The sequence below is a fragment of the Rhizobium sp. 57MFTsu3.2 genome, assembly GCF_012932765.1.
Taxonomy (GTDB): Bacteria; Pseudomonadota; Alphaproteobacteria; order Rhizobiales; family Rhizobiaceae; genus Rhizobium; species Rhizobium altiplani.
The window spans coordinates 39188-60667 of record NZ_JDWI01000016.1 but is presented as its reverse complement, the minus strand read 5'-3'; the positions used below and the strand labels follow the sequence as shown (position 1 = coordinate 60667).

Below are 21480 nucleotides of genomic sequence, written 5' to 3'. Positions count from 1 at the left end.
CTGCTGTTGTGCACGAAAGCCGAACGAAGCGCCCGCCCCTTGGCGGGCGTTCCGCATTGGCAAGGAATGGAGCGCCGTTTTGTTGCTTCGCCGAAAACGAGTATATTCAAGCTTCGATCACACTTACGGGCAGGGCGAGATGGGCACGCCATTCAATAAGGCTTTCGGTGCGGGGGTCTTGGCCGCTGCGTTGATGCTTCCGTCCGCGGCATGGTCTGCCGGAGCACTGAACGTCGATGCCCGCGCTTACACGTGCAGCCAGATTTCCCAGATCATCCGCCAGAACAAGAAGGTTTTCGTCCGTTCCGGTTTCGGCGGCAGCAGCTTTCGCTATCCGCCCGCCAAATGCGGCTTGGGCTACGCGCGCACCACCGCGAATTTCCGGGATAAGACCGGCAAGCAATGCGCGCTCGACTACGCCTGCACTTACGACAGTGGGTCCTTTTACAATAACCCGTAGGTGCCGACGCAAAGGCGAAGACGGCCATCCGTCTCTTGCCGCGCGTCGGCTGCGTGCAATCAATGTTTGGGCTGGCCCAGAAACGAAAAAGGCTTAGCGGTTTCGCGCTAAGCCTTTGAATTCGAATGGTGGGCGTGACAAGGATCGAACTTGTGACCCCTACGATGTCAACGTAGTGCTCTCCCGCTGAGCTACACGCCCATCCGATGGCGGCGCATAGACCACAAACCCTTTTTGCCGTCAATAGGCTTTTTTCGGTTTTGTGACATGCTTTGCCGGAAGCCTTATGCGGCAAGCATTTTATTTACTTCCTCGACGAGGTCGCGAAGGTGGAAAGGCTTGGAAAGGACCTTCGCGTCCTTCGGTGCCTTCGAATCAGGGTTGAGGGCGACGGCTGCGAATCCGGTGATGAACATCACTTTCAGGTCCGGATCGAGTTCGGTGGCGCGGCGCGCCAGTTCGATTCCGTCCATTTCGGGCATGACGATATCGGTCAGGAGCAGCGAGAAGGGTTCTTCACGAAGCCTGTCATAGGCGCTGGCGCCGTTGTCGTAGGAGAGGACCTTGTAGCCTGCCTTTTCAAGCGCCTTCACAAGGAACCGGCGCATGTCATTGTCGTCTTCTGCAAGAAGTATCTTCTGAGTCATTATCCAGACCGCTAATCAATAATTTATGCGTTGGGCTCCAGCCATTTACACTAGAGTTCGCCCAGTAAACAACCGGTGAAGAGGCCATCCGGGCCGTCATCCCCATGAGATAGTATGGACTTGGAGTGCTGCAACTGGCAACATGGTCGAAGCAATGGCCTCCTGATGTGGTAAAGAGGGAAAAAAGGGTGCACGAAATCCCTGAATACGCACTTTTCGAGGTCCGGGAGCCTGCGTCGCACGCCATTCCATTCGTCTACAACTCGCCGCACAGCGGGCGCATCTATCCCCCCGAATTCATCGCTCAGTCCAGGCTCGAGGGCATTTCCATCCGCCGCTCCGAGGATCACTATGTCGATGAGCTGTTTGCCGATGCGAGCGCGCTTGGGGCGCCGCTCCTGCTTGCAAACTTTCCGCGCGCCTATCTCGATGTGAACCGCGAGCCCTACGAGCTCGATCCGCGCATGTTCGACGGTCTGCTGCCGCCCTACGCGAACATCAATTCACTGCGCGTGGCAGGCGGGCTCGGTACCATTCCGCGCATCGTTGCCGAGAACATGGAGATCTATGCCCGTCGGCTGTCGGTGCAGGAGGGGCTCGATCGAATCGAAGCCGTCTATAAGCCATATCACGCGGCGTTGCGGCGGCTGATCGCCCGCACGCATGTCCAGTTCGGCTTCGGCGTGCTGATCGATTGCCACTCCATGCCGGGCAACGTTCGCGTCGCCGGCACCAATGCGCGGCCGGATTTCATCATCGGCGATCGCTACGGCACCAGTGCCTCGGCCGATCTGTCGCGTGCGGCTGTCGCCATCTTGGAGGAGATGGGCTTCACGGCAATCCGCAACAAGCCATATGCCGGCGGGTTTATCACGGAGCATTATGGCCGCCCGTCGCGTGGACTGCATGCGCTGCAGATTGAAGTGAACCGCTCGATCTATGTCGACGAAGTTACGCTGGAGAAGCGCTCCGACTTCGCCTTGGTTGCCGCAGCGATCACCGCCTTCATGCGCCAGATGGCGGTCTATGTGGCGCAGTTCGCGACCGACACCGCCCTCGCTGCCGAATAGGCCTTCAAGACATCAAAAAGAGACCGCCTCGCGGCGGTCTAAGTCTAGGGAGGAAACACCCAAGGAGGGCATTTACAGTCAAAGACTGTGGGCAAAAGCTACTATTGCGGTGCACAATTGTCAATCAAAATTTTGCAGTGCAAAAATATTGTGCAGCCGGCTAAAAGCTGCCGCTCTCGTTTGCAACGGGCGGCAATTCGGCTATGAAAAGCGGCACTCGCGCGCCACCAATGGATTCCACCATGTTGCCTGATCGCTCGTTCTTCAATCGCCTGGCGGAGGCCGCCAAGGCCGAAACGCTGCCACGGTTCCGTTCCGGACTTGACGTGACCAACAAGCTATCGAGCGGCTTTGACCCCGTCACCGAAGGCGACAGGGCGGCGGAAGTCGCCATTCGGGCGCTGATCGAGGAGCATTTCCCGGATCACGGCATTCTCGGCGAAGAGCACGGCAATGTTGGCCTGGACCGCGAATATGTCTGGGTGATCGACCCGATCGACGGTACGCGCGCGTTCATCTCCGGTGTACCGGTCTGGGGAACGCTGATCGGTCTGCAGCGAAACGGCCGGGCCGTCATGGGCATGATCGACCAGCCCTTTACTGGCGAAAGCTATTTCGCAGATGCGAACGGTTCGATCTATAACGGCCCGGAAGGGGAGCGGCGGCTGCAGGTTCGCGATTGCGGCGCACTGGCGAACGCCATTCTCTTCACCACCTCGCCGCATCTGTTTGCCGGTGTCGAGATGGAGAAATACCGTGAGATCGAGAGCCAGGTGCGGCTCTTCCGCTATGGCACGGACTGCTACGCCTACGCGCTGCTCGCCGCCGGCCATGTCGATCTTGTGATCGAAAACGGCCTGAAGCCCTACGATGTCGGTGGCATCATCCCCGTCATTGAGAATGCCGGCGGGATCATCACGACCTGGGATGGCGGGCGTCCGGAAAATGGCGGCTCGATCATTGCGGCCGGCAGCCGCGCCGTCTACGAGCAGGCGATGGCGGTTCTCAATCGATAGCATCCACCGGCATTTGTCGCGGTCGCTTGGATAGAGACCGGGGCTAGGTACCAAACCCTTCGACTTCCTCGACGGCCTCGGCGTCACTGCCGGGGATGAAGGCGTGAAAGGCGGCAAGCGCCGCCTTGCGGTAGACGTCGCGTTCCTGCAGCACCTCATGCCGCGCACCATTGATCGGCACGAACTGGGCGGCGCGGAAATAGCGCGAGATCCGCTCCTGCGCGATATAGGGCACGATGGCGTCGCGCGTCGGCGCGATGACGACCGTCGGGATGGTGATCGAGAACAAATGGCTCGGAGCGGTTACGCGGTCGATCGTCAGCAGCGAGTCGTGCAGCCAGCGCGCTGTCGGGGGGCCGAGCGTCAGCTCCGGATGTGCGGCGGCAACAGCGACATTGCGCTCGAAACGGGTCTCGTCCGATGTCAGAGGGTTGTCGCTGAACGGCTTCTCCTTGAGCTTGCGCGTCAGCGGGAACGAGCCGAGACCGAGCGAACAGGCGATCCCGGCAAGCGCCCGGATCGTACCTTCCGATGCTGCCTGACCTGAAAGACCAATAAAGGGTGCCGTCAGCACCATCCGCTCGATACGTGTCGATAGGTACGGGGCGGCGGACATCGCGATCAGCGCTCCGGTCGAATGCGCCAGAAGAAAGAACGGCAGGCGGGTATCCGGCAGCACGATTTTCTCGAGGAACGTGTCGAGGTCGTGCTCGTAATCGACGAAGCGGCGGACATGGCCATAGGTGCGCGTCTTCAGAAGCCGGTCCGAGCCGCCCTGGCCACGCAGATCGAAGGTCGCGACCCACAGGCCCTTGGCCGTCAGGTCGCGGATCGTCTCGAAATACTTCTCGATATACTCGTTGCGGCCCTGGAGGAGGACGACCGTACCCTTCGCCACCGGCGCGTCGGAGCGGAAGACGGCATAGCGCAGCCGATGGCCGTCATGCGTTTCGAAGAAGCCTTCGGTTCGGTTCTCCGGAGCCGGATTTTCGGGGGTCGAGAAAAGAACTTGTTCCATGGCCGATCGATCGTGTGCTTCGCGGATTCGCCTATTGAGTAAAACGGATAGCTGATTGGGCTGTCAAATCAAAGAAAAGAGGCTTGGTAACAGGCGGTGAACGTAAGCTGGCCGTTTTGCCGTCACGCCATAAAAAAAGCCGGCATGCTGAACTTGAGGTTCCGCGATGCCGGCTGGAGATCGGGCTGAAGACGAAGGGACGATACACTCCAGCCATCGGGCCAGTGTCACCCGATAGGCACGATTCCTAATCCCCTGCGCATGAATGGCTTCCGAACCGGCTGTTCATGCGGGGTTCACGCTGCGTGAGTTCCCTCCCAACGCCAGGGTCTTGAACTGCGCAAAGGCCATCCCCATCTCAATCCTGCGGGTGCCAAACGGGCCTGCTAAACCGTCCCGAAGCTGCCGATCAAGGGGTTTCAGGGGCAACTATCGCAACACGTCGCTTCCTTAAGGAGGACATCATGCGTCACGTAGACTTCTCTCCCCTTTATCGTTCGACCGTCGGTTTCGACCGTCTCTTCACCATGCTCGACAGCCTCGGCCAACCTGACCAGGGCCAGACTTATCCGCCCTACAACATCGAGCGTACTGGTGAAAACACCTACCGCATCACCATGGCCGTTGCCGGTTTCGATGAGACCGAAATCTCCATCGAGGCACAGGCTCACGCTCTCACCGTCAAGGGTGAAAAGAGCGAAGACAAGGTTGATGGCAGCGAGTTCCTCTATCGCGGCATTGCCAAGCGCGCCTTCGAGCGCCGCTTCCAGCTTGCCGACCATGTCGAGGTTACCGCCGCTTCGCTGAAGAACGGTCTTCTCCACATCGACCTGCTTCGCAGCATTCCGGAAGCAATGAAGCCGCGCAAGATCGCGATTGCGGCTGAGCCGGTCAGCGCGCCGAAGGCCATCGAGGCACAGGTCACCAACTAACCCAATCGGTCCTCCCAAGACCAAGCATGCCGGCGGCGCTCGTTTGAGCGCCGCCTTTTTGTTGTCTGCCATCAAGCCGGGCTTGCCGCTTCCTCGGTTTCTTGCGTGGTGATGCGATGTGCCGTCTTTGCCGCGTACTTCTGTGCGATGACCGCGCAAACCATCAGCTGGATCTGGTGGAACAGCATCAGCGGCAGCACGATCGCGCCGATCGATTGCCCGGCAAAAATGACGCTGGCCATCGGCGCGCCGCTGGCGAGGCTCTTCTTCGATCCGCAAAAGGTGATGGTGATCTCGTCGGCCTTGTTGAAACCGAGCAGGCGGCTGCCAAACATGGTGAAACACAATACGAAGGCAAGCAGCGCCGTGTCGGCGATGATGACGGCCGCGATGTCGGTGACCGAGAACTCGTGCCACAGCCCTTCAACGATTGCCTTGCTGAAGGCGAGGTAGACGACCATCAGGATCGAGCCACGATCAACAGGCATCAGCAGCGTCTTTTTCGCGCGGATCCAGGCCCCGATCCATGGCTGCAGCACCTGGCCGACGATGAACGGCAGCAGCAGTTGCATGAGGATTTGCCCGAGCACCTCCCATGAGAAGCCGCCATGGCCGCCGACGGAAAACAGCAGTCCGACCAGCAGCGGCGTCAGGAACATGCCGAAGATGTTCGATGCCGATGCAGAGCAGATGGCGGCCGGTACGTTGCCACCTGCCATGGAGGTGAAGGCGATCGACGACTGCACCGTCGAAGGCAGTACGCAGAGATAGAGTATGCCGAGATAAAGAGGCTTCGGCAGAATCCACTCCGGCACAAAGCCAAGGCCGAGGCCAAGGATGGGAAACAGGCCAAACGTCGTCAGCAGGATCACGAGATGCAGCCGCCAGTGCAGAACGCCGGCGATAACGACGTCGCGGGACAGGCGTGCGCCATGCAGGAAGAAGAGTAGGGCCACCGCGAGGTTCGTCGCTATGCCGAAATAGCCGGCAAAGGTGCCCGTGGCCGGCAGGAATGAGGCGAGGATGACTGTGCAGACGAGCAGGATCGTAAATGTATCGGGCAAGAAGCGGCGCATGGCTTTACTCATCGGATCGGTGGATCATTTCTCTTTCTTCCATTATGATACAGGATGCAAGGAATAACAGTTATCGTATTTCTGGATCACCATGCTCGATCTTACCCAACTCCGCAGCTTTGTTGCCGTCGAACAGATGGGAAGCTTCACGCTGGCTGCCGAACGGCTCGGTCTCGGGCAGTCGACCGTCAGCCAGCACATCCAGCGGCTCGAAAGCGCGGTCGGGCGGCGATTGCTGGCGCGCGACACCCACAAGGTAGTCATGACGACAGACGGGGAAGCGTTGCTCAGCCACGCGCGGGCGATGCTGGCGATCGAAGCGCAAGTGCAATCGCAATTCAAAGGGCAAAATCTGCGCGGCAACCTGCGGCTCGGCGTCTCCGAGGATTTCGTGACCAGCCAGCTTCCGGCGGTGCTCGAGGATTTCGTTCGCTCGCACCCCTCCGTCGATCTCGAGCTGACGGTAGCCCTGTCAGGAACGCTTTACGAAATGCAGGACAACGGCGAGATCGACCTCGTGTTGGCGAAGCGCCGGTTGGGCGATGCGCGCGGACGGCTGGTCTACCGTGAGCCGCTGGTGTGGCTGGCGCGTGATCCGGAGCATGTCTTAAGCGGTGGGCCTCTGCCGCTGATCGCGTTTCCGCCGCCGAGCGTGACGCGCAGCATCGCGCTCGAAGCCCTGGGCCGAAGCCAGGTCGCCTGGCGGATCGTCTGCACCTGCGGCAGCCTCAGCGGACTGACGGCGGCCGCACGGGCCGGCATGGGCGTGCTGGTGCAGCCGCGCAGCATGGCACCTTCCGGTCTGAAGGAGATCGGGCGCGATAGGCTTCCCATCCTCGAGGAGGTGGAGTTCGTCCTTGTGCCGCGCAAGGGCGCCGACCAGGCGCTGGTGCATGCGCTGTCGGAGGACATCCTCGGCAAGGTACGTCGTCTTGGTTCCGGCGGATGAGACCTGTTAAGGCGTCTTAAGTGGCGGTGAAGGCGTCGTGATAGCAGACTTTGCCGACAGGCAGCGGGCCATCGAACCGTTGGCGCATGAAATACTCCGCCGGCACGCCCTCGAAAATCAGATTGACGTCATTCTCGAAGCCGAAGCGCTCGTAGTAGCCGGGGTCGCCGAGAACAACGCAGCCCCCGGCGCCGATACCGGTCAGCCGCAACAGGCCGTCGCGAATGAGGTTTCCACCGATGCCCTCGTTCTGGCGGTCGGGTCGCACCGAAACCGGACCAAGCCCGTACCAGCCGTAGTCGCCACCATCGATCGTGACGGGCGAGAAGGCGACATGTCCGATGACTGCGCCACCGTCGACGGCGACGAGCGAAATTTTCAACGCGTTGGCCTTGCGGAGCGCGTCGATGATTTCCGCCTCTGTCTGGCTACCGTATTCCATCGGCGCGAAGGCGGCCTTTGTAATCTGGCGGATCGTCGCGATGTCGCTCGGCTGTTCAGGACGGATTTCCATCGGCGTTCTCTAGTCGTCTTCAGGTATCAGGGCATGGCCCGTGATAGCGCGACCTCGGCATGGTGGCCAGCAGATCGGCAATCAATCATGGTCCGATCACGCAATAACGCTTCGTTGCCGCGCAATGTTCATTCGCTGCCTCGCCCAAAAGTTAATGGCCTGCTTGCCATCTTAAGGTGCCCTCAACCGTACCACTTAGGCATCTGGTTAGGTTCGGAGCCTAGGCTCGGATCACCATGGTCGATCTTCGGGGCAAGGAGAACGGACCGATGACGTATGGTGTACTCTTCGTATCCGGGCTGGTTGCCTGTGTGATGCTGATTGTCGTGGCAGGACACGACGCGAAAACGACGGATGGTGGCAAGCCGCAATCCGCCGTGACAGGCCATCAGAATTGAGGCTCAGAACTCAGTTTGCGAGGCAGTCCAGGAAACCATCGACATCTGCCTCGCTGGTCGCAAAGCTGGTGACGAGGCGGATCAGCGTCTCATCCCGGCCGACAAGCTCGGGTGTGGCCGGTGGCACCGGCCATTCATAGAACTTCGCGCCCTTTTCTTGTGCCGTTTTCGCCGCGCCTTTCGGAATGACGGCGAAGACTTCGTTGGCCGAGGTCGGCCACGCCAGCCGGGACGCGTTGCTCGCGGTGATGCCCGCGCGCAGACGATCGGACATACCGTTCGCATGGCGGGCGAGATCGAGCCAGAGATCGTGCTCGAAATAGGCATCGAACTGGGCGGCGATGAAGCGTGACTTCGAGAACAGCTGGGCGGCGCGCTTGCGGATGAACGGCATCTCCTTGGCCTGCTCCGGATTGAGGAAGACGATCGCTTCCGCGCACCAGCAACCGTTCTTCGTGCCGCCGAAGGACAGCATGTCGATGCCGCGCTTCCAGGTCATCTCGGCCGGGCTGACACCAAGGGAGACGAGGGCATTGGCAAAGCGCGCGCCGTCCATATGAAGCGGCAGCCCGTCCTTTCGGGCGATCGCAGCGATCTCGTCGATCTCCGTGAGCGAGTAGACCGTTCCGGCTTCCGTTGCCTGAGTGATCGTGACCGCCGTTGCCCGCCCGTGCTGCACTGCCGTCTGCGGGAACTCCGCGATCCTTTCCCTGAGTTTTTCCGGGTCGATCTTTCCTTCCGGGCCAGGAACGCCGAGCAGGCGGGCACCGCTGAAGAAGTCGGGTGCGCCGCATTCGTCCGCAATCACATGTGCTTCGGAATGGCAGAAGGTGATGCCGCCCGGCCGTTGGACGCTCGCGAGCGACAAGGAGTTCGCTGCTGTGCCGGTGCCGACGAAAAGAACGGCGACTTCACGCTCGAAGACTTCTGCAAAGCGGCGCTCGACACGCCGGTCGAGATCACTTGCGCCATAGGCCGCGGCAAAGCCGTCGGATTCCCTGAGCAGACGTTCGGCGATGGATCGATGGGCGCCTGCCCAGTTGTCGGATGCAAAATACATGAAAGGAGACCGCTTGGGATGTGGTGGAGGATCAGGTTCGGCGGCGACATTACGCCAACGCTCCGGCTGGTCAAAGGGGCGGCGTGAAATCCATCACAAAAATTGACGTCGGCAATCAATAAACAAAATAATGCGTAAACGTGTAATTTTATGTCTTGCCGATAGGCTGTTTGAGCAATATTAGGTCGCAAACTGCCGATTTTTTGAATCTGCACTCTTGCGAAGGCTGGATGTTTCTGGCATACATCAAGCGAATTAGGACAGTGTTGTTGTCCTATTTTGGCCGCGACGGCCGAAGAGGCGCCAAAAAACCTTACACTCGTGGGGTTTCACGCTATAGTTCTTCAAAAGCGGGTAAGAGCCCGCATGCGGAGGCGGATGGCAGGCGCGGTAGCGCAACGGTGCTTTCCCTGGAGAGCCTGCCGCCGGCGACCGGATCTTCGATAATGCAACAGCGCTGTCACGCGCCGAACCTAGGATCAGGGACGGCGCGGGACAAGAAGCCGCCCGCGGCCCCGCGGGCTCTGACAGGAGGGAAAGATGACGAAGACGCCATCCACGGGTTTTGACCAGTTCGCAGCAGCAACGACGCGCGCGACGGCCAACACGCGTAAATTCGCCTCCGGTCTGCCGCGAAAACAGGGGCTTTACGACCCACGCAACGAGCACGATGCCTGCGGCGTCGGCTTTGTCGCCCATATGAAGGGTCAGAAGTCGCACCAGATCGTCAAGGACGGTCTCTTCATTCTCGAGAACCTGACGCACCGCGGTGCCGTCGGCGCCGACCCCCTTATGGGTGATGGCGCGGGCATTCTCGTGCAGATCCCGGACCGCTTCTTCCGTGAGGAAATGGCCAAGCAGGGCATCACCCTGCCGAAGGTCGGCGAGTACGGCATGGGTCACATCTTCATGCCGCACGACGAAAAGCAGATCGCGCATTTCAAGAAGGTGATCCAGGACGTCATCACCGATGAAGGCCAGGTCTTCATCGGATTCCGCGACGTGCCCGTCGACAACTCCTCGCTGTCGAAGGCGCCCGACATCGCCGCCACCGAGCCGCATCACGTTCAGGTCTTCATCGGCGCTGGCAAGGACGCGGCGACGAACGACGAGTTCGAGCGCCGCCTGTTCACGCTCCGCAAGGTGATCTCCAACCGCATCTACGACGAGTTCGACGGCGAGGAGAGCAACTTCTACCCGGTGTCGCTGTCGTCGGCGACCGTCGTCTACAAGGGCATGTTCCTGGCCTATCAGGTCGGTGCCTACTACAAGGACCTGTCGGACCCGCGCTTCGAGTCCGCGGTTGCCCTCGTGCACCAGCGCTTCTCGACCAACACCTTCCCGTCCTGGAAGCTGGCGCACCCTTACCGCATGGTCGCCCACAACGGCGAAATCAACACGCTGCGCTCCAACGTCAACTGGATGGCGGCGCGCCAGGCATCGGTGTCTTCGCCGCTCTTCGGTGAGGATATCTCCAAGCTCTGGCCGATCTCGTATGAAGGCCAGTCGGACACTGCCTGTTTTGACAACGCGCTCGAGTTCCTCGTGCGCGGCGGCTACTCCATGGCACATGCCGTGATGATGCTGATCCCGGAAGCCTGGGCCGGCAACCAGTCGATGGCGGCCGAGCGGAAGGCATTCTACGAATACCATGCGGCCCTGATGGAGCCGTGGGACGGACCGGCTGCTGTCGCCTTCACCGATGGCAAGCAGATCGGCGCGACGCTCGACCGTAACGGTCTGCGCCCGGCCCGCTATCTCGTCACGTCAGACGACCGCGTCATCCTCGCTTCGGAAGCCGGCACGCTGCCGGTGGCTGAAGAGGATATCGTGCAGAAGTGGCGCCTGCAGCCGGGCAAGATGCTGCTGATCGACATGGAGAAGGGCCGCATCGTTTCCGACGAGGAAGTGAAGTCCGAACTCGCGACCAAGCATCCTTACCGCAACTGGCTGGATCGCACTCAGCTCATCCTCGAAGACCTGAAGCCGGTCGAGCCGCGTGCGCTGCGCCGCGACGTGTCGCTGCTCAACCGCCAGCAGGCTTTCGGCTACACGACCGAAGACACCAAGATCCTGATGTCGCCGATGGCGACCACGGGCCAGGAAGCCGTCGGCTCGATGGGCACGGACACGCCGATCTCGGCCATGTCGGAAAAGTCGAAGCTGCTCTACACCTACTTCAAGCAGAACTTCGCGCAGGTTACCAACCCGCCGATCGACCCGATCCGCGAAGAGCTCGTCATGAGCCTCGTTTCGTTCATCGGGCCGCGTCCGAACATTCTCGACCATACCGGCATGGCAAACGCCAAGCGCCTGGAAGTGCGTCAGCCGATCCTTACCAACGGCGATCTCGAAAAGATCCGTTCGATCGGTCACACGGAAGACCGCTTCGACACGAAGACGCTCGACTTCACCTATGATGTCGAGCGTGGCGCCGAAGGCATGCCTGAGATGCTCGATCGCCTCTGCGAGCGCGCGGAAGCGGCCGTCAAGGGCGGCTACAACATCATCGTTCTCTCCGACCGCCAGATCGGGCCTGATCGTATAGCGATCCCGGCACTGCTGGCGACGGCTGCCGTGCACCATCACCTGATCCGCAAGGGTCTGCGCACCTCGGTCGGCCTCGTCGTCGAGACCGGCGAGCCGCGCGAAGTGCATCACTTCTGCCTGCTCGCAGGTTACGGCGCCGAAGCGATCAACCCTTATCTTGCCTTCGACACGCTGCTCGACATGCATGCCAAGGGCGAGTTCCCGAAGGAAGTGGACGCCTCCGAAGTTGTCTACCGCTACATCAAGGCGGTCGGTAAGGGCATCCTCAAGGTCATGTCGAAGATGGGCATCTCGACCTATCAGTCCTATTGCGGCGGTCAGATCTTCGATGCGATCGGCCTGCAGCAGGAACTGGTTGACAAGTACTTCTTCGGTACCGCGACGATGATCGAAGGCGTCGATCTCACGGCGATCGCCGAAGAGACTGTTGCGCGTCACACCTCCGCCTTCGGCAAGGATCCGCTGCTCGCGACCACGCTCGATATCGGTGGCGAATATGCCTACCGCATGCGCGGTGAAAGCCATGCCTGGACTCCGGATGCGGTGGCCACACTGCAGCACGCCGTTCGCGGCAATGCCGAGGACCGCTACCGCGAGTTCGCCGAGATGGTGAACACCTCGGCCTTGCGCATGAACACCATCCGCGGCCTCTTTAACATCAAGAGCGCCGAACAGCTCGGCCGCGAGCCGGTTTCGGTCGATGAGGTCGAGCCTGCTGCCGATATCGTCAAGCGTTTCTCGACGGGCGCGATGTCCTTCGGCTCGATCTCCCGCGAGGCGCACACGACGCTCGCGATCGCGATGAACAAGATCGGCGGCAAGTCAAACACCGGCGAAGGTGGCGAAGAGTCCGACCGCTACATGCCGCTGCCGGATGGTTCGTCGAACCCCGAGCGTTCGGCGATCAAGCAGATCGCGTCGGGACGTTTCGGTGTCACGACCGAATATCTCGTCAACGCCGATATGCTGCAGATCAAGGTCGCGCAGGGCGCAAAGCCCGGCGAGGGTGGCCAGCTGCCCGGCCACAAGGTCGACGCGACCGTTGCCAAGACACGTCACTCGACCCCGGGTGTCGGCCTTATCTCGCCGCCGCCGCACCATGACATCTATTCGATCGAAGATCTGGCGCAGCTGATCTACGACCTGAAGAACGTCAACCCGACGTCCGATGTCTCGGTCAAGCTCGTCTCGGAAGTCGGCGTCGGCACGGTCGCCGCCGGCGTTGCCAAGGCGCGCGCCGACCACATCACCGTCTCCGGCTTCGACGGTGGCACCGGCGCATCGCCGCTGACCTCGCTGAAGCATGCCGGTTCTCCGTGGGAAATCGGCCTTGCCGAGACGCAGCAGACGCTTGTCTTGAACGGCCTGCGTTCGCGTATCGCCCTGCAGGTCGATGGCGGTCTGAAGACCGGCCGCGACGTCATTATCGGTGCGCTTCTCGGTGCCGACGAATTCGGCTTCGCGACCGCGCCGCTCATCGCCGCCGGCTGCATTATGATGCGCAAGTGCCACCTGAACACCTGTCCTGTCGGCGTTGCCACGCAGGATCCGGTCCTGCGCAAGCGCTTCAAGGGCACGCCTGAGCACGTCGTCAACTACTTCTTCTTCGTCGCCAACGAAGTGCGCGAAATCTTGGCCTCGCTCGGCTTCACCAAGCTCGATGACATCATCGGCGCTTCGGAGCTGCTCGAGAAGGACGAGATGCTGGCGCATTGGAAGTCCAAGGGCCTCGACTTCAGCCGCATCTTCCACAAGGTCGAGGCGCCGAAGGATGCGACCTACTGGACATCACGCCAGAAGCACCCGATCGACGACGTTCTCGACCGCAAGCTGATCGCGGAGGCCGAGCCGGCACTGTCTTCGAAGACCCCTGTGTCCTTCGAGGTCGATATCAAGAACGTCGACCGTTCGGCTGGCGCGATGCTGTCCGGCGAAGTCGCCAAGCGCTACAACCACCGCGGCCTCAAAGACGACACGATCAACGTGACGCTCAAGGGCACGGCCGGCCAGTCGTTCGGCGCCTTCCTGGCACGCGGCATCACATTCAATCTGGTCGGTGACGGCAATGACTATGTCGGCAAAGGCCTCTCGGGCGGCAAGATCATCGTCCGGCCACCTGAGAATTCGAAGATCGTCGCGGAAGAGTCGATCATCGTCGGCAACACCGTTCTCTATGGTGCGACCGAAGGCGAGTGCTACTTCCGCGGTGTCGCGGGCGAGCGCTTCGCGGTCCGCAACTCGGGTGCGATCGCCATCGTCGAAGGCGTGGGCGACCACGGCTGCGAATACATGACGGGTGGCGTGGTGGTCGTTCTCGGCCAAACGGGCCGTAACTTCGCGGCCGGTATGTCCGGTGGCGTTGCCTACGTACTCGACGAGGCCGGCGATTTCGCCAAGCGCTGCAACATGGCGATGGTCGAGCTCGAGCCGGTTCCTGAGGAGGACGACATGCTGGAGAAGCTGCATCATCACGGCGGCGACCTCATGCACAAGGGACGCGTCGACGTCTCCGGTGACATGACGCGCCACGATGAGGAGCGCCTCTACCAGTTGATCTCCAACCACCTGCACTATACGGGCTCCACCCGCGCCAAGCAGATCTTGGACAACTGGGCCGACTACCGTCCGAAGTTCCGCAAGGTCATGCCGGTCGAGTACCGCCGTGCGCTTGAAGAAATGGAACGCGCCCGCATGGGAATTGCGGCCGAGTAAATACGCTTACTTCCGTTGCGCCGGCGAAGGCTGGCGCGGCGGATGACCGAAATATCTCAATGACCCACGGATCGGCAGCAGCCTCAGGCAGCGCAGACGCGTGGATAGCACTCAAGGGATATGCTGGATGACGGTCGAAAGAAGCAACTTGCCTCCACTGTCGAGGCTGACGATGGACAACTGGCCGCAGGCGAGGCGGTCATGAGTGTAAGGGACGAAAATATGGGTAAGGTCACAGGGTTTCTGGAAATCGACCGGCAGGTGGCAAAGTATCAGCCTGCCTCGGATCGCATCCGGCATTTCCGCGAATTCACGATCCCGATGTCGGACCAGGAAGTGCAGAAACAGGCAGCGCGCTGCATGGACTGTGGCATTCCCTATTGCCATGGGCCAACCGGCTGCCCTGTTCATAACCAGATCCCGGATTGGAACGACCTCGTCTACAACAACAACTGGGAAGCGGCGATCCAGAACCTGCATTCGACGAACAACTTCCCGGAGTTCACCGGCCGCGTCTGCCCGGCGCCCTGCGAGGAAGCCTGCACGCTGAACCTCGAGGACACGCCGGTTGCGATCAAGACCGTCGAACAGGCGATCGCTGACAAGGCCTACGAGCTCGGCTTCATCCGTCCGCAGCCGGCAACGGTTCACACCGGCAAGAAGGTTGCGATCGTCGGTTCCGGCCCGGCCGGCATGGCGGCTGCACAGCAGCTCGGCCGCGCAGGGCATGAGGTTCACGTGTACGAACGCGAAAGCAAGCCCGGCGGCCTGCTGCGCTACGGTATCCCTGACTTCAAGATGGAAAAGAACTTCATCGATCGCCGCGTCGAGCAGATGAAGGGCGAAGGCGTCACCTTCCACTGTGGCGTCAATGTCGGTGTCGACGTGAAGGTCGAGCAGCTGCTCGCAGACCACGATGCGGTTCTCTATTGCGGCGGTTCTGAAACGCCACGCGAAGCGGGTATCCCGGGCATCGAGCTTTCGGGCGTCCATGACGCGATGCCCTACCTCGTGCAGCAGAACAAGCGCGTCGGCCGTGAAAACATCGACAGCGTCGGCTGGGCCTCTGACCCGATCCTCGCCGGCGCCAAGCATGTCGTCGTCGTCGGCGGTGGCGATACCGCATCGGACTGCGTCGGTACGGCGTTCCGCCAGGGCGCGGTGAAGGTCACGCAGCTCGACATCCGCCCGCAGCCGCCGGAGAAGGAAGACAAGCTCGCTGTCTGGCCGTTCTGGGCAACGAAGATGCGCACGTCGTCCTCGCAAGCGGAAGGCGCAATTCGCGAGTTCCAGGTGGCAACACTCGAGTTCGTCGGTGAAGATGGCGTTCTGACCGGCGTGAAGTGCTGCGAAGTCGACGAGCGTCGCAAGCCGATCGCCGGCACCGAGTTCATCATCAAGGCCGACCTCGCTTTCATCGCGATCGGTTTCAGCGGCCCGTTCAAGGACAGCGTGCTCAAGGAACTCGACGGCAAGCTCACGCTCAACACCGACCGTCGCGGCTCGACCAACGTCGTTGCCGACGACCGCGACTACAAGACCTCGGTCGACAAGCTCTGGACGGCGGGCGACGTGCGCCGCGGTCAGTCGCTGGTGGTCTGGGCGATCCGCGAAGGCCGCCAGGCCGCCCGCGCCATCGACGAAGCCCTGATGGGCTCGACGGTTCTGCCGCGGTAAGCGACACAGTTGATGATTGGATTTTGGGCCGCTCTGAGCGGCCCTTTTTCGTTTGGTGAGCCTCGCGTTCGACTGAGATCAAGAGCGCGTTTTTGGAGCGCGGCTTCATGCAGCCGGGCTATTTGATGGTGACCTGAGCGGTGGGCTTCACAGGAGCCATGCGATAGTCATCGACGCGGCCAACAGGGGGAGCCGCCATCTCGCCATCCTGAACCAGAAGATCACGTGGCGACTTGGTGGCACTGACCGGGAGTGCCCTGCCGCCAAGAAGTTCCGCGCCGCCATCCAGGTTGGGATCGGAGAGGCTGATCGGCTCGGTGCGGCCGGGCATTGCCACAGCGTCGATCACCGGCGCATTGCCCGCGTCAAGGCGGACGAGGTCCGGGCTTGCCTGTACCCCGAGAATGCGGCGCACGGGCTTTTCGACATAGAAGGCAAGCTTGCGCCGGCCTGCTTCCGTGAGGTTGATGCCATCCGAGGTGCGTAGGCGGACCTGCTGGCCGTTGATATCCGAGCCGGTGACGATGAAGTCGCCGCCTTCGCTGACGAAACCGTCCCAGATGTCGACGAACTCGCCGCCGACGCTCTCCATCTGCTTGCGGAACAACTGGTTAAGCTGCACGGCATCGGCGGTCATCGCAGGCGAATCGAAGGCGGGTAGTCCGACCCAGAGCAGCGGAATCTTGCGGCTGGTGACCTGCTGGCCGAAGGCCACGACGCGGCGCTGATATTCGGAATACCAACCGTCGGTCCTGAATTTCTCCTTGCCGATATCCGTCACCATCTGCTGGCGGTCATTCGCGCCGAGCATGACGATGACCATGGCGGGCTTCGCCTCGTCCATGAATTTTGTCAGCTGTTGCGGCCAGTCATAGTAGTCGTCTCGGACCAGACCCGAGGCGACGTTGCTATGTGTCTCGACCACGACGCCGGGAGAATCCTTGAAAGCAGCGTCCATGCCGACGCCAAGACCGCCGGCGAGAAAATCGCCGACGACGAGGATCTTCTGGGCGTTGGCAAGCTTCTCGACCGCCTTTTCCTCAACGACGACGGGAGCGGCGGGACGGGGAGCCGCAGCCGCCTTCGGCGACGGCGCTTTCCTTCTCGGCGCAGGCTGTCGCTGCGGCGCGTTCTGAGACGGTGCCTGTGGCGGATATTCCTGGATGTAGCGACGGCCAAAGAAAAAATCGAGAATCGAGCGGCGATAGTAATACCGCTCCTGCGCATCGGCCACGTGCACCGGCAGCGCGCTGAAGACGAGCACCAACGTTGCGGTGCCAATCGCACCCCAGCGGAGCGTTGCCCGGTGTACTCGTTTACGCATAATCAGCAGCCTCGCATCTGCCGGCATTCTCGCATGGAGCGGGAACTCGCGTCCACACTCCAAAAGTGTATGTTGCCGATTATTCCGTCTACTTGCGAAGCGCGTTCAGGAGCGGCAGCGATGGCTCACCGTCCTGCTGCATTCCGATGCGAGCCTGGACCGCGGCAATCGCGGCCTTGGATCCGCTGCCGAAGTTCCCGTCGACCTCGCCGTCGTAATAACCGAGTGTCTTCAGGCGCGTCTGCAGTTCGAACTTTTGCTTCATATCAAGCGTACCGTTCGGTCGTGGCCAGGGCTGCTTCATGCCGCCGTAGCCGGCGATCTCGTCCGCCAGCAGTCCGACCGCAATCGCGTAACTGTCCGACGCGTTGTAGTTCTTGATGGTGAAGAAATTGCTGGTCATCAGGAAGCCCGGGCCATCGGGGCCGGCCGGCATCTTGAGCACGGCCTTGCTGCCGCCATCGCGGAAGCTCTTGCCGTTCGGCCGGCTAAGGCCGAGGGAGGCCCACTGCGCCAGTGTATGCGTTTTACCGACCTGTTTTCTGGCATTCGGCGGCACGACCACTTCATAGCCCCAGGTTTTGCCGGCATCCCACCCGTTTTTCCGCAGCAGGTTGGCGGACGTGGCGAGAGCATCAGGCACGGAGTTCCAGATGTCGCGATGTCCGTTGCCGTCGGCGTCGACCGCATAGAGCAGGTAGCTTGTCGGAATGAATTGGGTGTGGCCCATGGCGCCGGCCCAGGAGCCGGTCATGCCATCGGGCGAGATATCGCCATTCTGCAGGATCTTCAGCGCCGCAATGAGTTGCTTCTTGGCGAACTTCGCGCGGCGTTCGTCGGCATAGGCGAGGGTCGCCAAGGCGCGCGGCACGTAGTGCAGGCGGTCGTCCTTGTCGAGAACTGCGCCATAATTGGATTCCATCGACCAGATGGCCAGGAGAATCGTCTTGTCCACACCAAACTGGCGTTGAACCGCATTCAGCGTCGAGGCATGTTTGGCGGCCATCTGACGGCCGATCTGCACCGTGTACGGATTTACACGGGAATCAACGTAGTCCCAGATTTTCGTTGTAAATTCAGGCTGATAGGCAGCCTTTTCCAGCACTGTCGGATCCGGATCGCTGACGCCTGAGAAGGCTTTGCGATAGGTTGCCTTGCTGATGCCATTTTGAGCGGCAGTTTGATAGAAGTCCGCGATCCACTTCTGGAACCGCTGATCTGCTTTCGCGTTGATGGGGGCCAGGCCGGCGGACGCGGTCACGATGAGTGCAATAGCAAGACCACGAAGGGAATTTCTGTGATTTTGAGTCATCGGCGGTCATCCGTCCTTTCGTTTCAGGCACAGCGGAGCGCAAATTTCCGCTCAGGCCTGAGACTACCTGAACGAAGTCAACAAATTCTTTACCATGACGTAGGAACGCAGTCACCATTTGCAAAACTGTAGCAAATCGCATCTAGTTCAATCAAAAATGCCTTTATTTCAAGCGGTGTAGTTATCGCAGGAGGATTGTGTGGCAGAGCATAAAAAAGTTCGCAAAGCTGTATTTCCGGTCGCGGGTCTCGGGACTCGCTTTCTCCCGGCCACCAAAGCCGTGCCGAAGGAAATGCTGACTGTCGTCGACAAACCGATCATTCAGTATGTGGTCGACGAAGCTTTGGAAGCGGGCATCGAGCATTTCGTTTTCGTCACAGGTCGTAACAAACACATCATCGAAGACTACTTCGATATCCATTTCGAGCTTGAGCAGACGCTGCGCGAGCGCAGCAAGCAGGCGGAAATGACGCTGCTTGCTGGCCAGCTTCCCAAGGCTGGTACGGTCAGCTTCACTCGTCAGCAGGAGCCGCTTGGCCTCGGCCATGCCGTCTGGTGTGCTCGCGAGATCGTCGGCAACGAGCCGTTTGCGCTGCTCTTGCCCGACATGATCATGAAGAGCGAAGGCAAGGGCTGCATGAAGGGCATGATCGACCTTTATGCCCAGAGCGGCGGCAACATCATCGCCGTCGAGGAATGCGCCCCGGATCAAGCTCACAAGTACGGCATCGTCGGCGTCGGCGAAGCGATCGGTGATGGCTTCCGCATCACCGGCATGGTCGAGAAGCCTGCCAAGGGCACGGCACCGTCGAACTATTTCATCAACGGCCGCTATATCCTGCAGCCTGAAGTCTTCAAGATCCTGGAAACCCAGGAACGAGGCGCTGGCAACGAAATCCAGCTGACCGACGGCATGCTGAAGCTGCTGAAGGACCAGACGTTCGCGGGCTATCACTTCCGCGGCACGACCTATGACTGCGGCGCCAAGGACGGCTTCATCCTGGCCAACGTGGCCTTCGCCCTGGAACGTGCGGACATCCGCCCGACCGTCGAGGAAGGCTTCAAGGCGCTGCTGAAGGGCCTCTGAAACCAGCCTGCCTGTCAAACGAATTAGTCCGCCTCCAAGGCTCCCACTTGGAGGCGGATTTCGTTTCAGTGCTTCAGTTTCACACCGACGCCGGCCCGCCATTGCTCGGAATCGCTGCTTGTCTTGCGGGACGTCAGCTCGTAGCCAATGGTGCTGGTCATATCGAGGTAGCGGTTGATGTTCCAGGTCAGCCCGGCGCTCGTGGTGTAGACCGTCTCGTCGCTGGTCGGGCTATCCGACGGATAGTCGCGATAGATGATGCCGCCGAGGACAGTGCCTGTCAGATTATCACGCAGTTGATGCGTGACGCCCGTCGTCAAAGCATGCGAAACGTAGCCGGATTCGCCAGCTGTGGTCGACGGGTTGATGCTTGTCAGCAGGCCGATGTTGACGTCCGTACCTCTGAGCGGCGACCAGAATAGCTGAGCATCCACCACGGCCGCGTCGATGTCCGAGAGGCGGTCGTCGTCGAAGGTGGCAGTCTGATAGCCAACCCCGACCTCGCCGCGGAGCTTTTCACCCAAATCGAGTTCGACGCCGACCTTGGCGCCATAGCTATCTCCCGACCTGCGGAAGCCGGCGGAATCGATACTCTCGTCATAGACCGTCTTGCCGACATTGCCTTCGATGAAGGGGATGAGAGCCGGGGAAAGCTCGTAGCCGATGCGGCCGCGGATCGTGCCGCTCGTCTCGTTGCGATCGGCCAGCGAAACGGTCGTTCCATCGGACAATGTCGCGTCGGAATAGATCGTACGGCTGACATCGATAGCGGTGTTGCCGCGCAGGATGCCGAAGTCGCGTTCGATCGAGGCGCCGGTGCTGAATTCCTGAACATCCGATTGCTGGTCCGCGTTCTGGATGGCATTCGGATCATCAGTGTCTTCGCGGTAGAAATGGTAGCCGCCGATGATATGTGCGGTCGTATCCTCGGGAAGATCGAGCCGCAGGTCGCCGTCGATCCTGAAATCCGGCTGTTCCTCGCCTTCGCCGCTGACGTTCTTCTGCCAGGCGCCGTCGGTGGTCACCGTGAGTTGGTGCAGCGCCCAGTCGGAGGTCATCGTGGCGTGCAGATCCGTTTCGAGGAAGCCACGCGTCTGTTTGATGCCGGCGTCCTTCTGCGTCTCGGTGTTGATGCTCTGGGTAACGGTCGGACGCAGGACGAAGGTGCCGATGCTGATGCCCGGCGTTTCCTCGGCCGCCGGATTCGGCTCCGGCTTGCGGGCCGGCAGCCGCTCGTCGAGCGGCGCTTCGCGCGTGTTGAGGCGTATCATGTCCTCATCGAGGATCGCACCGGTCGTCTCGTCGCTCGGTTTTTGATCGGCAGCCGCAATCGGCGCAGCAGTGGCTGCTGGCGCCGCATTGTCGGCCGTTGACATAGTGCCGGCCGGTGTTTCAGGGATATCGCTTTCATCCTCCACCGCCGCAGCAGCAGGTGCGGTGGACGAGCGGATCGAGCTGTTGGAAACGGGCGTCGACTGCGCAAGTACGGCGTGGGGCGCGAGGAAAGTGCCTGCCATCAGAGCCATGGACACGGCAAAGCCCGTCGCGCGGAGCGGCGTGAGACTGCTCGTGTCCTTCCAATGGCTCATGTGTATCCTGGCATGCGTCGAAGCGTTACCCGAACGTAAAGGCTTGTGGTTAACCATTCGTTGCGCTGCGATGCCCGTGAGGGCAGCCG

17 protein-coding genes and 1 tRNA gene are annotated in these 21480 nt (G+C 60.9%); 9 read left to right on the top strand and 9 right to left on the bottom strand.

The features are described from left to right. Positions 1-139 precede the first annotated feature (139 nt). Positions 140-460: a hypothetical protein gene (locus tag AF71_RS17665; protein WP_018856621.1), complete on the top strand. Its 321-nt coding sequence runs from the start codon at positions 140-142 to the stop codon at positions 458-460. 126 nt (positions 461-586) lie between these two features. Here the strand turns inward: AF71_RS17665 and AF71_RS17660 are convergent. Continuing rightward, positions 587-661 (bottom strand) — tRNA-Val (locus AF71_RS17660). Positions 662-744: 83 nt separating this feature from the next. Next, positions 745-1107, bottom strand: coding sequence for a response regulator CpdR1 (gene cpdR1, locus AF71_RS17655; protein ID WP_007527565.1), 363 nt, complete (start codon positions 1105-1107; stop codon positions 745-747). 188 nt (positions 1108-1295) lie between these two features. Here cpdR1 and AF71_RS17650 point away from each other — a divergent pair, with 188 nt between their 5' ends. Continuing rightward, complete coding sequence (locus AF71_RS17650) at positions 1296-2177, top strand: N-formylglutamate amidohydrolase (RefSeq protein WP_018859901.1); 882 nt, start codon at positions 1296-1298, stop codon at positions 2175-2177. 242 nt (positions 2178-2419) lie between these two features. After that, on the top strand, positions 2420-3193 hold the full coding sequence (gene hisN / locus AF71_RS17645; protein ID WP_026372158.1) for a histidinol-phosphatase: 774 nt from the start codon (positions 2420-2422) through the stop codon (positions 3191-3193). 43 nt (positions 3194-3236) lie between these two features. On the opposite strand, the gene AF71_RS17640 is transcribed toward hisN, so the two are convergent. Beyond that, positions 3237-4211, bottom strand: coding sequence for an alpha/beta hydrolase (locus AF71_RS17640; RefSeq protein ID WP_169682335.1), 975 nt, complete (start codon positions 4209-4211; stop codon positions 3237-3239). Positions 4212-4675: 464 nt separating this feature from the next. Here AF71_RS17640 and AF71_RS17635 point away from each other — a divergent pair, with 464 nt between their 5' ends. After that, a complete protein-coding gene (locus AF71_RS17635; RefSeq protein ID WP_018859904.1) occupies positions 4676-5143 on the top strand; it encodes an Hsp20 family protein in 468 nt (155 codons plus the stop codon). 71 nt (positions 5144-5214) lie between these two features. Here AF71_RS17635 and AF71_RS17630 read toward each other — a convergent pair whose 3' ends face one another. Continuing rightward, positions 5215-6219, bottom strand: coding sequence for a bile acid:sodium symporter family protein (locus AF71_RS17630; RefSeq protein WP_169682333.1), 1005 nt, complete (start codon positions 6217-6219; stop codon positions 5215-5217). A gap of 91 nt (positions 6220-6310) precedes the next feature. Here AF71_RS17630 and AF71_RS17625 point away from each other — a divergent pair, with 91 nt between their 5' ends. Then, a complete protein-coding gene (locus AF71_RS17625; protein WP_018859906.1) occupies positions 6311-7168 on the top strand; it encodes a LysR substrate-binding domain-containing protein in 858 nt (285 codons plus the stop codon). A 16-nt stretch (positions 7169-7184) separates the two neighbouring features. Here AF71_RS17625 and AF71_RS17620 read toward each other — a convergent pair whose 3' ends face one another. After that, complete coding sequence (locus tag AF71_RS17620; RefSeq protein ID WP_169682331.1) at positions 7185-7682, bottom strand: N-acetyltransferase; 498 nt, start codon at positions 7680-7682, stop codon at positions 7185-7187. Between the two features lie 269 nt (positions 7683-7951). On the opposite strand from AF71_RS17620, the gene AF71_RS32130 reads away from it, so the two are divergent. Beyond that, positions 7952-8080 (top strand): hypothetical protein, encoded by a 129-nt coding sequence (locus AF71_RS32130; RefSeq protein ID WP_019280707.1) that lies wholly within the window; start codon positions 7952-7954, stop codon positions 8078-8080. Positions 8081-8090: 10 nt separating this feature from the next. Here the strand turns inward: AF71_RS32130 and AF71_RS17615 are convergent, their stop codons facing one another. Continuing rightward, entirely contained in the window at positions 8091-9140 is a 1050-nt protein-coding gene (locus AF71_RS17615; RefSeq protein ID WP_169682329.1) for a low specificity L-threonine aldolase, read from the bottom strand. Between the two features lie 540 nt (positions 9141-9680). Here AF71_RS17615 and gltB point away from each other — a divergent pair. Further along, positions 9681-14402 carry a glutamate synthase large subunit gene (gene gltB / locus AF71_RS17610; RefSeq protein ID WP_018859910.1) on the top strand — a complete coding sequence of 1574 codons (4722 nt, stop codon included), beginning with the start codon at positions 9681-9683 and terminating at the stop codon, positions 14400-14402. Positions 14403-14624: 222 nt separating this feature from the next. Next, on the top strand, positions 14625-16079 hold the full coding sequence (locus AF71_RS17605) for a glutamate synthase subunit beta (RefSeq protein WP_026372160.1): 1455 nt from the start codon (positions 14625-14627) through the stop codon (positions 16077-16079). Between the two features lie 118 nt (positions 16080-16197). Here the strand turns inward: AF71_RS17605 and AF71_RS17600 are convergent, their stop codons facing one another. Continuing rightward, entirely contained in the window at positions 16198-17430 is a 1233-nt protein-coding gene (locus AF71_RS17600; RefSeq protein ID WP_169682327.1) for a DUF459 domain-containing protein, read from the bottom strand. Positions 17431-17491: 61 nt separating this feature from the next. After that, the gene (locus AF71_RS17595; protein WP_018859913.1) at positions 17492-18715 is read right to left on the bottom strand and encodes a lytic murein transglycosylase; all 1224 of its coding nucleotides are present in this window, start codon (positions 18713-18715) and stop codon (positions 17492-17494) included. A 199-nt stretch (positions 18716-18914) separates the two neighbouring features. Here AF71_RS17595 and galU point away from each other — a divergent pair, with 199 nt between their 5' ends. Further along, positions 18915-19802, top strand: coding sequence for a UTP--glucose-1-phosphate uridylyltransferase GalU (gene galU, locus AF71_RS17590; protein ID WP_007797839.1), 888 nt, complete (start codon positions 18915-18917; stop codon positions 19800-19802). A gap of 65 nt (positions 19803-19867) precedes the next feature. On the opposite strand, the gene AF71_RS17585 is transcribed toward galU, so the two are convergent. Beyond that, positions 19868-21391 (bottom strand): outer membrane beta-barrel protein, encoded by a 1524-nt coding sequence (locus tag AF71_RS17585; RefSeq protein WP_169682325.1) that lies wholly within the window; start codon positions 21389-21391, stop codon positions 19868-19870. Positions 21392-21480 lie beyond the last annotated feature (89 nt).

Bases quoted from the DNA above. Each gene is read 5' to 3' on its own strand.
- AF71_RS17665 (WP_018856621.1), top strand. From the start codon at position 140: ATGGGCACGCCATTCAATAAGGCTTTCGGTGCGGGGGTCTTGGCCGCT.
- cpdR1 (WP_007527565.1), bottom strand. From the start codon at position 1,107: ATGACTCAGAAGATACTTCTTGCAGAAGACGACAATGACATGCGCCGG.
- hisN (WP_026372158.1), top strand. From the start codon at position 2,420: ATGTTGCCTGATCGCTCGTTCTTCAATCGCCTGGCGGAGGCCGCCAAG.
- AF71_RS17640 (WP_169682335.1), bottom strand. From the start codon at position 4,211: ATGGAACAAGTTCTTTTCTCGACCCCCGAAAATCCGGCTCCGGAGAAC.
- AF71_RS17635 (WP_018859904.1), top strand. From the start codon at position 4,676: ATGCGTCACGTAGACTTCTCTCCCCTTTATCGTTCGACCGTCGGTTTC.
- AF71_RS17630 (WP_169682333.1), bottom strand. From the start codon at position 6,219: ATGCGCCGCTTCTTGCCCGATACATTTACGATCCTGCTCGTCTGCACA.
- AF71_RS17625 (WP_018859906.1), top strand. From the start codon at position 6,311: ATGCTCGATCTTACCCAACTCCGCAGCTTTGTTGCCGTCGAACAGATG.
- AF71_RS17620 (WP_169682331.1), bottom strand. From the start codon at position 7,682: ATGGAAATCCGTCCTGAACAGCCGAGCGACATCGCGACGATCCGCCAG.
- AF71_RS32130 (WP_019280707.1), top strand. From the start codon at position 7,952: ATGACGTATGGTGTACTCTTCGTATCCGGGCTGGTTGCCTGTGTGATG.
- AF71_RS17615 (WP_169682329.1), bottom strand. From the start codon at position 9,140: ATGTATTTTGCATCCGACAACTGGGCAGGCGCCCATCGATCCATCGCC.
- gltB (WP_018859910.1), top strand. From the start codon at position 9,681: ATGACGAAGACGCCATCCACGGGTTTTGACCAGTTCGCAGCAGCAACG.
- AF71_RS17605 (WP_026372160.1), top strand. From the start codon at position 14,625: ATGGGTAAGGTCACAGGGTTTCTGGAAATCGACCGGCAGGTGGCAAAG.
- AF71_RS17600 (WP_169682327.1), bottom strand. From the start codon at position 17,430: ATGCCGGCAGATGCGAGGCTGCTGATTATGCGTAAACGAGTACACCGG.
- AF71_RS17595 (WP_018859913.1), bottom strand. From the start codon at position 18,715: ATGACTCAAAATCACAGAAATTCCCTTCGTGGTCTTGCTATTGCACTC.
- AF71_RS17585 (WP_169682325.1), bottom strand. From the start codon at position 21,391: ATGAGCCATTGGAAGGACACGAGCAGTCTCACGCCGCTCCGCGCGACG.